This is a genomic window from Citrobacter sp. Cu096 (genome assembly GCF_030332285.1).
GTDB classification, from domain to species: Bacteria; Pseudomonadota; Gammaproteobacteria; order Enterobacterales; family Enterobacteriaceae; genus Citrobacter; species Citrobacter meridianamericanus.
This window is the reverse complement of sequence record NZ_JAOWID010000030.1, coordinates 1,097,394-1,108,727: the sequence shown is the minus strand read 5'-3', so window position 1 is coordinate 1,108,727 and position 11,334 is coordinate 1,097,394. Positions and strand designations below refer to the sequence as shown.

Sequence of the window (11,334 nt, the reverse complement as noted above, 5' to 3'; positions counted from 1 at the left end):
AGTTAATAGCAAAAGTAGCGAATGAAATGGAAAAATACCGGCGCGGTGAAGATCAGAGAATCCAGCCGATCAAGGATCCCGCCATGACCTGGCAGCAATGTTCCGCTATCCTTCACGCCGATATCGCGCTTGATTGCCGACATCACCACATCGCCACAAAAACCACTGATGCCGATAATCAAACCCGCTAACAGCGACAGCGGAATGTTTAGCGGTGTCATCAACGGCCCAAGCAGCGACGCCACCAGCGTGGTAGTCGCTACGCCGCCAACCAATCCCGCCAGCGTCTTGTTAGGACTGACTCTGGGCGTTATTTTGATGCGCCCAATCGATTTACCCCACAGATACTGCGCAATATCGTTGAATTCCGTTAAGCCAACCAGAAACAGCACCAGCAATGCGCCAGTTTGCATGCCATCATCAGGCAGAACCAGTAAAAAAGCGACATGACTGAAGGCAAAAACGGTGGTCATCAGGCTCCAGTGATGCTGCGAAGCATAGCGCAAGAAACCCTGGGTATCGCCCGCAATGACCATCCGCACGGGTAAGAATAAAAATGCGTAGACCGGGATAAACACCACAAACATGCCATACCAATTGATGCCAATCAGCCAGTAGTTAATCGGAATAGCAATGAACATCCACAGCAGAGGCATGCGATCGGTCTGACGCGACGGCGCCAGCGTCAAAAACTCCTTTAACGCCATAAAGCTCACCAACGCAAAAAAGGTCAGTGCCAGCCAGTGTGGACTTAAAATAGCCAGAGAAAACAGGATGATGATGATCCACCAGGTACGAATACGTAACGTCAGTTCCCGCCAGTCTTTGTCCGGTCGTCGCCACACCAGTAATCCATTCACTGCCGTTGCAACCAGCAGCAATGCAAAAATGACTGCGAGCGACTTCTCCAGCAGCATCATTTCCCCTCCGCTTCGCGTAATGCACTTTTACAGCGATTAATTACCGTCCATAGCAGCAGGAGCGTAGCAACGCCCCACACCAGATTGTTCCATTGCACAAGCTGCGGCCACAGAACCAACGCCAGACCCCAAGCGCCAAATACCAGCGCTCGATCACTTTTACCCAACGGCCCGGCATAGCTGCGAACGCCATTAATCGTTTGTGCCAGGACGCCGCAAAACTCAGTCATTACTGCAGAGAACAACATCACCATAACCAGTATTACGTTACTGTCTGGGAGCAGCATAAACGGCAGATAAAGCGCCAGATCGGACAGAATATCCCCACTCTCGTTCAGAATAGCCCCAAGGCGTGATTGTTGGTGACATTCACGTGCCAGCATGCCATCGAGTGCATTAAGCGCCATTCGAATAAACAATACGATTGGCAGGAGAACAAAAAATTCAGGTTGGGAGAAAATCGCCAGTACGACACCGGTCACAATAGAAAGCGCCATCGCGGCGAGAGTAACGTGATTTGCTGTGACGCCTTTCTTATGGAGCCAAAACATCAATGGACGTAACAGCGCTTGAAAGGCGGGTTTGATCTGATAAAGCGTCATCATCATTCCTTGATAATATGTCTGTTTGACTATAGTAGATTAATCACTCCCCGCCTGCCTGATAGTTTTTTCGACTGAACTCAAAATCAGACTTTACTAACAAGTCAGGTTATTCTTTCCGTAACCACTTACCATTGATGCCCTGGACGTACTCTCCCGGTTTAGCGCGGGCAACCAGCTTTTGTCCGGCCATTTTCGCCACTTCATCAGCCGGAATGTTGTTGCTCTCAGCCAGTTGCTGATAGCTGGCGCTTCGCGCTTTATTAATTTCACTCACCAGCGCCTGCGTTTCGGCATCGGTTTTCAATGCCACCAGATAACCATTAAGCGTTTCGCCAACCCGCCCCTGAGTTCTGGCTTCATTCAGAGTTAAGGCCCACACATTGCCGCTGAGTAAACTCAGAGCCACCAGGATCACTGCAAGCTGTTTTTTCATCGTAACCTCAGAACAGATCGCTGCGCGATTTCAACAAGCTCTCAACGTCTTTATCGACTTTGATATGGATCTCGTGTTCGATTTTGACGTTCATATTAATCGTGATCGGTTCTTTTGGCGCAGCCACTTCGATTCTGGGTGTGCACCCGACCAGCAGAGATGACGCCAGCAAACCCAGCATCGCAGCTATCGTTTTCATTGTTGCTCCTCACATTCCTTGCCTTCCGTGCAATGGTTTTTCGGCAGCGCTGCATTTTGTTCAAGCCATGCCTGTAAATTGTCGCCAAAACGCAAACTGCGCCATAGCGTAAAGACATTTTCCTCGTGGGTGTAATTCAAATTAACCGTTCCCACTTTGCCATCCACCCGACTGTTGCCGGTCACCGTTGCCTGCATAGTTAAAACACCGAGGTTATCCAGATTTATTTTCGTCCAGGAATGGCTTATTTCCATATAACGCAGCCAGTTAATGGCCGCACCCGCCGTCATATTATCTTTGACGACGGCATCCGCCGTGTCCTTGTCAATACGCAGCGTCATGGGACCGGGGTTGGTCAGCCAGCCGTCTTTGATGATCCACTTTTCGTTATCCAGCCATAACGGCAACGCGCCGCTGACTGGGCCAGACATGGCGAATTGTTTGGGATTAACCGCGCTGATAAGCTCGCTGGAGGAGATATTCTGCACCCGCAATAATGCCGGATCGTGCTGCGGCATTCGCAGTTGTTGCATGATGACTTTGCCCCCCAGCAGTTCAGCGCTGACATCGCTTAACAGCAACGGATTGTCTTCACTCCAGGGATACGCCCCCTGCAGATCGGCGGCAATATTTTTCACCGTCACCTGATTCACCACTTCCGCGATACGCAGTGAAATAGGTCCACGGGTGCCAAGTTGCCACGCGCTTTCACTAAATCGAAACGGCAACACAAAATCGACGCCATTGATTTGGTTATCGGGCATCCAGGCGCTACCGCCTTTTAAGACCCCATGACCACCCGCTTCAAAACCCTGCTCCGGAGCCGCTGAAAATGCGACCTGAGCATACAGCTCACCTTCGCGCAGCTTCATTTTCCAGTCAGGTGGGATGAGCGGTTGGAAAACGGTGAGCGATTGTTTTGGCCACCAGACCTGACCGCGCAGGCGGATCCCGTCCCAGCGGCCATTAAGTTGTACGGGTCCAATCGCCCCCGCGTGAAGCTGGCCTTTGAACTGGAAAACTGTCGGGTCGGTACCTTCCACGCTAAATTTCAGAGTTGATGGCGGTAATACGCTTCCTCCAGTGAAGGTGGTGTTCCCTGCATCCAGCGACAGCGCGCCACTGAATGTCGGTTTGCTGGCATCTCGTACCCACACGATCGGCTCATCCATCACCAGACGCGGATTTTCCACCTGCATGGTGCCGTATTGCAGATGGTCAAAGCCGGTGGAGAGATCAAACAGCTTCAGGGTGTTGTCATGCCATTCCCCTTTACCCGCCACATCCCAGCGGGCATGCATCGGCGTAAAACTGCCTTCGCCCCAGTATCGCCACTGCCAGCGCCCCGCGTCAGGAAGAAAATCATTGGCCAGACCATCCAGATGCAGCTCAAAACCGCCCATCTGATTTTCATGCGCTCGCAAAATAGCCTGCAGACGGCCATCCACACCGCGTTGCGTTACTTTTACGCCCGCCAGCGGCCAGCGAATTTCGTCAATATCCAGCGAGTCAATCACACGTCCACTCGAACGCAGCAATGCTCCTGGCTCGAAAGCCAACTGCGGATCGCTCAGGCTTCCGGTGAGTCTGGCAGGTAACTTGGCGTAGAAGATCAGGTCATCCTGTTTCGCCTCGCCGATCAGCTGCAACGGCATGTCGCTACTATCCACACCGAGCTTACCCGGTCCCAGAGTTAATACGGCGTTTCCTTTACCAGCATCGCCTTGCGTCAGAATGTTCAGTCGCCCGCTCACCATCGCATTTTCCAGCCCGGCCTGCCAGTTTTCAACTTTCATTCCCAACCGTCCACTGAGCGGGAATCCTTGATAAGGCCAGTTCCAGCGACCGTCGCTAATGGTGAGTTGCTGACGGGTTATTTCCCACGGAAGATCGAGCAGCGGATCGGCATTATCGCGGGCCATGACGATCAATTGCCCGCTGTTTTCTTGCCACTCCAGTTCGACGTCAACCAACGAAGGTTCCTGAGGCAAACTCAGAGAAGCAACCGCATGACCGCTCACCGGTAGTCCATCAGGAACCAGCGGCATAGTAAATTCACCGACCAGTTTTACCGGCGGCTGGCCTTCAAATGCTGCGATATCCAGCGCATTTACCGTGAGATTTTGCCCGTGCAGACGCCCCTGAAATTTAACTTTTTCACCCTGATAGCGTAGTTGCTGGGTCGAAGGCGTAAGCGAGAGAGACAGTTTCCCCTGCCACTCCTGCCAGGGAGAAAGAATAACGTTGTCGATGTTAATCCAGGTATTAGGTAGCATCGATTGCCATTCTGCCAGCGTTTTTGGCGCAACCGGAGAAGGCTCAGCCTGCGGCAATTTGGCCAGGCAAGCCGAGTCGAGCTCAATTGTCCCGACATTAAGCAACCAGCGGCTGGGATGAGAAAGATCCGCCTGAGTAACACGCGCTAGTGGGCAATCATCGACCAAATAGCGAAGTTCCGGGATATGCAGCCCATGCCGTGTCAGCCGTGGGCTCTCATCCAGCGCGATGCGCGTGCCGACAGGCAACCAGACGCCCACCAGCGTGGGAACCCACAGGCCAAGCGTCATGACCAGCGTCAACGGCACGAGAATCAATAATAAGAGAAGTGCCAGAACGGCTTTATATTTACCCTTCATGGGTAGTTAATATCCTGATTTAGCAAAAATTTAAGCCGGTTTAGGCCAGTATTGTGGCATGTTTACCTGGATATGCCCACATTAAGAATAGATGCCTAAGAGACATATGTATTATCTATGACTTTTTGGATCGCTAAGGAAATTAATAATTATTCAATAAGATAGACTATTATTTCATATGGCACGCTGTCACACGTGCCGTCTGACAGATAAAGATTCGGACTTAATGAGACCTCATTTGTCCATCGCTATGTTTAGGTCCTATACGGCCCGCTTCGATCAGAATTTCCTCAATAAGTTCTTCCAGGCACTCCCTACCGTGATGATCGCAGACCAGATGTACCTGTCGGGAAATCTCGTCAGGTTTCATACCATCACATAATGCCGCCTTCAGCATTAAGGTGGCCCATCGTTTTGCTTCAGAGTGAGTTAACATGACTCCTCCCGATATTTGCTACCTGTATAAGCGTAGCTGCCTGGATGTGATTCGGCTGGCTTTTTAACCACGTTGTATTGACCGTCATGAGCTGGATGAAAATTCTCCAGTTGTTGAAAACGCGTAATCTGCCCACACTAACCAGATATGCGTTGAAATTATTCATTACGTCCATGACTATCAATAATTTTTTATATTTTGTAAAATAATTTTAATTGAATTAATGTGACGTCAAAATCACTGGAGAAAGTCTTATGAAACTCGCCATCTATAGTACAAAACAGTACGACAAGAAGTATCTGCAGCAGGTTAACGAGACTTTTGGTTTTGAACTTGAATTCTTTGACTTTCTGCTGACGGAAAAAACAGCTAAAACCGCCCATGGCTGTGAAGCCGTGTGCATTTTCGTCAACGATGATGGCAGCCGCCCTGTTTTGGAAGAGCTGAAAAAGCATGGCGTGAAATATATCGCGCTGCGTTGTGCCGGGTTCAACAACGTCGATCTCGACGCGGCAAAAGAGCTGGGTCTGCAGGTAGTACGTGTACCAGCCTATTCACCGGAAGCCGTCGCTGAGCATGCGATTGGCATGATGATGACGCTGAATCGCCGTATTCACCGTGCCTATCAACGCACCCGTGATGCCAACTTCTCTCTTGAGGGGCTGACCGGTTTTACCATGTATGGCAAAACGGCTGGGGTGATCGGTACCGGTAAAATCGGTATTGCGGCCCTGCGGATCCTGAAAGGTTTTGGTATGCGCCTGCTGGCGTTTGATCCCTATCCAAGCGCTGCTGCGCTGGAGTTAGGCGTTGAATATGTCGATCTGAAAACGCTGTTTGCGGCGTCCGATGTTATCTCCCTGCACTGTCCATTAACGCCAGAGAATTATCATTTGCTCAATCACGAAGCCTTTGAGCAAATGAAAAATGGCGTGATGGTTATCAACACCAGTCGCGGGGCGTTGATCGATTCGCAAGCCGCTATCGATGCGCTGAAAAACCAGAAAATTGGGTCTCTGGGTATGGACGTGTATGAAAACGAACGCGATCTGTTCTTTGAAGATAAATCCAATGACGTGATTCAGGATGATGTGTTCCGTCGCCTGTCGGCCTGTCATAACGTGCTGTTCACCGGGCATCAGGCGTTCCTGACAGCCGAAGCTCTAACCAGTATTTCTGAGACTACGCTACAGAATCTGGCACAAATCTCCAAAGGCGAAACCTGTCCAAACGCCCTCTTCTGATTTCCGTGCTCCCCTGGCTTCAGGGGAGCATTTTCAGACAATCACCGATGATAAAACACACAGTATCATTATTATATTGAATGTTTCCCCGTCACAAACCCAGAGAAATACAATGAAGAAAGTTGTCACGTTGATTGCGCTCAGCATGCTGATGGCTGGCTGTGTGAGCAATGGAAAAGTTTCCGTCAATCGCGAACAGTTGCAGCACCACCGCTTCGTTTTGCAGAGCGTGAATGGTAAAGCCGTCACCATCGCTAATAATCCACCCGAATTAAGTTTTGGCGAAAACATGACGGTATCGGGAAAGATGTGTAATCAATTCCACGGTCAGGGCAAGCTGTCCGACGGCGAGTTGAAGGTCAAAGATATGGCAATGACCCGCATGATGTGCGCCGATCCACAGCTTAATGCGCTCGACGGGATCGTCAGCGGCATGTTTAAGCAAGGCGCACAGGTCGATCTGACAGCTGACCAATTAACGCTGGCGACAGCGGAACAAACGCTGACGTATAAACTTGCGGATTTAATGTAGGAAACGCGGTGGCTTAATAGTTACCACAGCTTCCGGCGGCAAGCGACTGCTCACTACAGCGTTTGCCGTTGGGTAACGCACACATGCCGATGGCTGAACCATCCAGTTGGCGTGCAACGGAGAGCGAACCTCCAATCATGGCGCAATTTGCCTCTCCAGAACTGGACATTGCGGCCTTCATTCCCGGTGCGACATGAGCGGCGGTCGCCTGTTGAACAGGTTCATTGCTACAAGCCGATAATAATAACGCGGCACACCCTACCCAAAACGCTGCGCGCATTTTACTCCCCTCTGAATATTAACCAAACGACACAGCCATAAATAATAGGCAGCGGAAACACCGTCGTCGAGAGGCAAAATGCGCATTTATGCGCGTTGTTTACATTTTCTGGCAATTTTTTGGCTGCTCCTTTGATCAAACCATTCATTCTGATTATTCCCAGGACACAAAAGCGAAAATCTGTCTTTAGCGCTTTTGCTAAAATAGAAAGATATAACTACAGGATTCGCCGCGGTTATGCGGGTCCCTCTTTTTGCGCAATGTAAGGGTGTCAGTATGATCACAATTGACGGTAATGGTGCGGTTGCTTCGGTCGCATTTCGTACCAGCGAAGTTATCGCCATCTACCCGATTACGCCCAGTTCGACGATGGCTGAACAAGCGGATGCCTGGGCCGGGAACGGGCTTAAAAACGTCTGGGGGGATACTCCTCGCGTCGTAGAAATGCAGTCGGAAGGCGGTGCGATCGCGACCGTTCACGGCGCATTGCAGACCGGCGCGCTCTCTACATCGTTTACTTCATCGCAGGGCCTGTTGCTGATGATCCCGACGCTGTACAAACTGGCCGGTCAGTTGACCCCGTTTGTACTGCACGTGGCGGCACGTACGATTGCCACTCACGCGTTGTCGATCTTTGGCGATCATTCCGATGTAATGGCGGTGCGCCAGACGGGTTGTGCGATGCTGTGTGCCAGTAGCGTGCAGGAAGCACAGGACTTTGCGCTCATTTCGCAAATGGCCACCCTGAAAAGTCGGGTTCCGTTCATTCATTTCTTTGATGGTTTCCGTACTTCGCATGAAATCAATAAAATTGTGCCGCTGGCCGATGACACGATCCTCGGACTGATGCCGCAGGCGGAAATCGATGCTCACCGCGCCCGCGCGCTTAATCCGGAGCATCCGGTTATTCGCGGTACATCTGCAAACCCGGATACCTACTTCCAGTCGCGCGAAGCGACAAACCCCTGGTACAACGCGGTTTACGAAAACGTCGAACAGGCGATGAACGACTTCGCCGCGGCGACGGGCCGCCAGTATCAACCCTTTGAATATTACGGTCATCCTCAGGCAGAACGCGTCATTATTTTGATGGGCTCGGCAATTGGCACCTGCGAAGAAGTCGTCGAAGAGTTGCAGGCTCGCGGCGAGAAAGTCGGCGTACTGAAAGTGCGTCTGTTCCGCCCATTTTCTGCCAGACATCTACTGCGCGCCCTGCCGGAAACCGTACGGAGCATCGCCGTTCTGGATCGCACCAAAGAGCCGGGTGCCCAGGCAGAACCACTGTATCTGGATGTGATGACCGCGCTGGCGGAAGCCTTTAATTGCGGCGAGCGGGAAACCCTACCACGCGTGATTGGCGGACGTTATGGACTTTCTTCCAAAGAGTTTGGACCGGACTGCGTCATGGCGGTCTTTAATGAGCTGACTAGCGCGAAGCCGAAACCTCGCTTTACGGTCGGTATCTATGATGATGTCACCAACCTGTCACTACCACTACCGGAAAACACCCTACCCGGTACCGCGAAGCTTGAAGCACTGTTTTATGGGCTGGGCAGTGACGGTAGCGTGTCGGCCACCAAAAACAATATCAAGATTATCGGTAACTCGACACCGTGGTATGCGCAGGGTTATTTCGTCTATGACTCGAAAAAAGCAGGCGGTCTGACAGTTTCTCACCTGCGCGTCAGCGAGCAACCTATTCGCTCTGCTTATCTTGTGTCACAGGCCGATTTTGTTGGCTGTCATCAGTTGCAATTTATCGATAAATATCAGATGGTCGAGCGCCTGAAACCGGGCGGTATTTTCCTGCTAAATACGCCGTACAACGTGGATGAAGTCTGGGCGCGTCTGCCACAGGAAGTTCAGGCGGTTCTGAATCAAAAGAAAGCACGTTTCTACGTTATTAATGCGGCGAAAATCGCCCGCGAGTGCGGTCTGGCTGCGCGTATTAACACCGTGATGCAGATGGCATTCTTCCATCTGACGCAAATCTTACCAGGTGACAGCGCGCTGATTGAATTGCAGGGGGCGATTGCCAAAAGCTATAGCAGTAAAGGTCAGGACCTGGTTGAACGTAACTGGCAGGCGCTGGCCCTGGCGCGTGAGTCGGTCGCCGAAGTGGCGCTGCAGCCGGTTGATCCACATAGCGCTAACCGCCCACCGGTGGTTTCTGATGCCGCGCCTGATTTCGTGAAAACCGTCACCGCTGCAATGCTCGCCGGCCTGGGCGATGCCCTCCCCGTTTCAGCGCTGCCGCCAGACGGCACCTGGCCGATGGGCACCACGCGTTGGGAAAAACGCAATATCGCCGAAGAGATCCCCATCTGGAAAGAAGATCTGTGTACTCAGTGTAACCACTGCGTTGCCGCCTGTCCGCACTCGGCTATCCGCGCCAAAGTCGTCTCACCAGAAGCGATGGAAAACGCCCCTGCCAGCCTGCACTCTCTGGATGTGAAATCACGCGATATGCGCGGTCAGAAATATGTTCTGCAGGTTGCGCCAGAGGATTGCACCGGCTGTAATTTGTGCGTCGAAGTGTGCCCGGCGAAAGACAGGCAAAACCCGGAGATCAAGGCCATCAATATGATGTCGCGGCTTGAGCATGTTGAAGAAGAAAAAGTTAACTATGACTTCTTCCTTGATCTGCCTGAGATTGATCGCACTAAACTGGAACGCATTGATATTCGTACCTCGCAGTTGATAACGCCGCTGTTTGAATATTCTGGTGCCTGCTCCGGTTGTGGTGAAACGCCGTATATCAAACTGCTTACGCAGCTTTACGGCGACCGCATGCTGATCGCCAATGCGACCGGCTGTTCATCGATTTATGGTGGCAACCTGCCCTCAACACCGTATACCACCGACGCCAACGGCCGTGGACCTGCGTGGGCAAACTCACTGTTTGAGGATAACGCCGAATTCGGTCTGGGCTTCCGTCTGACGGTGGATCAACACCGTGTGCGCGTTATGCGCTTACTGGAACAGTTTGCCGATAACATTCCGGCTGAACTGAATGACGCCCTGCACGCCGAAGCAACGCCAGAAGTACGTCGTGAACAAGTTGCCGCGCTGCGCCAGCATCTGAAAGATGTCGAAGGCGCGCAGCAACTGTTAACCGATGCCGACGCACTGGTCGAGAAATCCATCTGGCTGATTGGCGGCGATGGCTGGGCTTACGATATTGGTTTTGGCGGCCTGGATCACGTCCTGAGCCTGACCGAGAACGTCAATATTCTGGTACTGGACACCCAGTGCTACTCCAATACGGGTGGACAAGCGTCGAAAGCCACACCGCTCGGAGCCGTCACCAAATTTGGTGAACACGGCAAGCGCAAGGCACGTAAAGATCTTGGCGTCAGTATGATGATGTACGGGCACGTGTATGTTGCACAGATTTCTCTGGGGGCGCAGTTGAATCAGACGGTGAAAGCGATTCAGGAAGCGGAAGCCTATCCAGGTCCGTCGCTGATTATCGCCTATAGCCCATGTGAGGAACATGGCTACGACCTCGCGTTAAGCCACGATCAGATGCGCCAGCTCACGGCAACCGGATTCTGGCCACTGTATCGCTTTGATCCGCGCCGTGCAGACGAAGGTAAACTGCCGCTGGCGCTGGACTCTCGCCCGCCGTCAGACGCGCTGGCTGAGACATTGATGAACGAGCAGCGCTTCCGCCGTCTGAACGCACAGCAACCGGAAGTGGCCGAGCAATTGTGGAAGGATGCGACCGCTGATTTGCAAAAACGCTATGACTTCCTGGCCCAACTGGCAGGGAAAGCGGAAAAAAGCAGCACCGATTAATACGTGTCGTTAAGTATTAGTCGAGGATAAAAAAAAGCCCGAACAGTTTGTTCGGGCTTGTCAATTTATTCGCTGGCTAATCAGTCCTGAGACAAATCCCCCAACGAAAAACAAGAAGTGACAATAAAGGCATATAACCCGCGCAGAATAACTCAACACAATTCACTTGTATAATTTTTATTTTATATATTCATCGTAATTATCACCATTTCTGTAGAATTATTTATTTAAGGTTATACTTAAGGCGT

The 11,334-nt window shown here is 51.6% G+C and carries 9 protein-coding genes; 3 read left to right on the top strand and 6 right to left on the bottom strand.

Annotated elements, in window-relative coordinates; translation table 11 throughout:
• Window positions 1-2: 2 nt before the first annotated feature.
• From OGX99_RS19670 to OGX99_RS19650, 5 genes are all read right to left on the bottom strand, one after another.
• The gene (locus OGX99_RS19670; protein ID WP_286544810.1) at window positions 3-920 is read right to left on the bottom strand and encodes a phosphatidate cytidylyltransferase; all 918 of its coding nucleotides are present in this window, start codon (window positions 918-920) and stop codon (window positions 3-5) included.
• Window positions 917-1,522: a CDP-alcohol phosphatidyltransferase family protein gene (locus tag OGX99_RS19665; protein ID WP_210905131.1), complete on the bottom strand. Its 606-nt coding sequence runs from the start codon at window positions 1,520-1,522 to the stop codon at window positions 917-919. Before OGX99_RS19665 ends, OGX99_RS19670 begins: the two co-directional genes overlap by 4 nt.
• A 109-nt stretch (window positions 1,523-1,631) precedes the next feature.
• A complete protein-coding gene (locus tag OGX99_RS19660; RefSeq protein ID WP_151219308.1) occupies window positions 1,632-1,958 on the bottom strand; it encodes a YdbL family probable chaperone protein in 327 nt (108 codons plus the stop codon).
• Window positions 1,959-1,965: 7 nt separating this feature from the next.
• A complete protein-coding gene (locus tag OGX99_RS19655) occupies window positions 1,966-2,157 on the bottom strand; it encodes a YnbE family lipoprotein (protein WP_003020350.1) in 192 nt (63 codons plus the stop codon).
• Complete coding sequence (locus OGX99_RS19650) at window positions 2,154-4,793, bottom strand: YdbH family protein (protein WP_286544807.1); 2,640 nt, start codon at window positions 4,791-4,793, stop codon at window positions 2,154-2,156. The genes OGX99_RS19655 and OGX99_RS19650 overlap by 4 nt, the downstream gene beginning before the upstream one ends.
• A gap of 690 nt (window positions 4,794-5,483) precedes the next feature.
• On the opposite strand from OGX99_RS19650, the gene OGX99_RS19645 reads away from it, so the two are divergent.
• A complete protein-coding gene (locus OGX99_RS19645) occupies window positions 5,484-6,473 on the top strand; it encodes a 2-hydroxyacid dehydrogenase (RefSeq protein ID WP_151219311.1) in 990 nt (329 codons plus the stop codon).
• A gap of 112 nt (window positions 6,474-6,585) precedes the next feature.
• The gene (gene hslJ / locus OGX99_RS19640; RefSeq protein ID WP_151219312.1) at window positions 6,586-7,005 is read left to right on the top strand and encodes a heat shock protein HslJ; all 420 of its coding nucleotides are present in this window, start codon (window positions 6,586-6,588) and stop codon (window positions 7,003-7,005) included.
• Between the two features lie 13 nt (window positions 7,006-7,018).
• Here the strand turns inward: hslJ and OGX99_RS19635 are convergent, their stop codons facing one another.
• The gene (locus OGX99_RS19635; protein WP_151219313.1) at window positions 7,019-7,285 is read right to left on the bottom strand and encodes a putative hemolysin; all 267 of its coding nucleotides are present in this window, start codon (window positions 7,283-7,285) and stop codon (window positions 7,019-7,021) included.
• A 276-nt stretch (window positions 7,286-7,561) separates the two neighbouring features.
• Here OGX99_RS19635 and nifJ point away from each other — a divergent pair, with 276 nt between their 5' ends.
• The gene (gene nifJ / locus OGX99_RS19630; protein ID WP_286544804.1) at window positions 7,562-11,086 is read left to right on the top strand and encodes a pyruvate:ferredoxin (flavodoxin) oxidoreductase; all 3,525 of its coding nucleotides are present in this window, start codon (window positions 7,562-7,564) and stop codon (window positions 11,084-11,086) included.
• Window positions 11,087-11,334: the final 248 nt, after the last annotated feature.